Source organism: Peribacillus cavernae, assembly GCF_003989135.1.
GTDB classification, from domain to species: Bacteria; Bacillota; Bacilli; order Bacillales; family DSM-1321; genus Peribacillus; species Peribacillus cavernae.
On record NZ_RYZZ01000065.1, the window covers coordinates 1 to 1,592 of the forward strand.

Annotated in this window: 1 protein-coding gene; it reads left to right on the plus strand. The window is 39.1% G+C overall.

The annotated features are described in order from the left end of the window. Positions 1–112: 112 nt before the first annotated feature. Positions 113–1,341, plus strand: a protein-coding gene (locus ELQ35_RS22350; protein ID WP_126867373.1) for an IS3 family transposase whose coding sequence is annotated in 2 segments (ribosomal slippage) — positions 113–401 and positions 401–1,341 — 1,230 coding nt in all. Because the reading frame shifts where the segments join, the coding sequence is not laid out codon by codon here. Positions 1,342–1,592 lie beyond the last annotated feature (251 nt).

Below are 1,592 nucleotides of genomic sequence, written 5' to 3' on the forward strand. Positions count from 1 at the left end.
AAGGTTTTAATGTAGTCGTTAATCAATGTAAGATCTCATTAGCCCCAAAATGAACTTGGACAGTAAGAGTAATCTATATTATACTGCTTAATGTACCAAGGAGGTCAACACCATGAAGCGAACAAAACACTCAAAAGATTTCAAACTACAAGTTGTGAAAGAAGCCACAGAAACTGGAAACAAGAGCTTAGTAGCCCGTCGATATGAACTGAACCCAAACATGGTAAGTCGTTGGTGTACGGAATATAAAAATGGTAAATTTGGTGATGTGGATGTCGCTGTTCTGCCTGATCTGGATTCCAAACAATTATCAAAAGAAAATGAAAAGCTTAAAGTGATACTATGCGAAAAAGACCTTGAAATAGCCATCCTACGAGATCTTATAAAAAAGAAAAACCCTCACTTGCTGAAAAACTTGAAGTAGCTGATCAATGGATTCAGAAAGGCTACTCCATCGCAAAGGTGCTAAAAATCATAGGTATAGCTCGTTCCACCTACTATTATCAAAAAAACTACCGTGTGGAAGAGAAAAAAGTAAGTGAGGGACGTCCAGCACCCGGTTATTCTTACACAGAGGACGGCAATAAAATATCTGATGAACAAATAAAAGAGCTTCTTCTAGAAGAGATTGCGGGCGATGCGTATAACTATGGATACCGCAAACTGACCAAAGTGCTTCGTCGGAATCATAAATTGATCATCAATAAGAAAAAAGTGTATCGATTATGCAAAGAACTAGGTATTTTACGCCCACAACGGCAAAAGAAGAGCTCGTATCCTAGAAAACTGGCGCGAAATCGCACCATTACCGGTTCAAATCAACTGTGGGAGGCTGATATTAAGTACGGGTATATCGAAGGTGAAGACCGTTTCTTCTTCGTATTATCGGTCATAGATGTCTATGATCGCGGCATTGTAGACTATCATATGGGACTAAGCTGCACAGCTAAGGATACCATTCAAGCCCTGCATCGAGCGTTATTCAATCGCCAGCAATTTGATCAATTGGAAAAACTTGTGATCCGAACAGACAATGGGCCACAGTTTATTTCCCATACCTTCGAGGAGTTTTGTGAAAATTACAAAGTAGAGCATGAAAGAATACCACCTAAAACGCCTAATATGAATGCACATATTGAATCATTTCACCGGATATTCGAGGATGATTGCCTATCAAGATGGCAGTTTGAAACCTATGCAGAGGCCTATGAAGCAGTCACAGAATTTATGGTGTTTTATAACGAAAGACGCATACACTCTAGCATTTTGGACTTGTCACCAAAAGAATTTTATGAAAAGCAAATGCGAGAAAACATAAAAATCAAAGAGATCCGGCTATAACCATCCCTTCCATTTTTTCTTCCTTTTGTCCCAAAAATCACTTCAGCCATTTCTGGAGTGGAATCAAGGGCGACGATAGGAGGGCGCAGCCTTTACCCTTGATGGAATGGAAGAAATGGCTAGCATCTACAAAGGACAAAAGGAAACGAAAAAGAAAGTAATTTTAAGAAAAAGCTAGATTAAGAGAGATACTGTCCAATATACGGGGGTTAATCCGAGATTGATTTCTTTACAATCCTTAACTTTCTGTG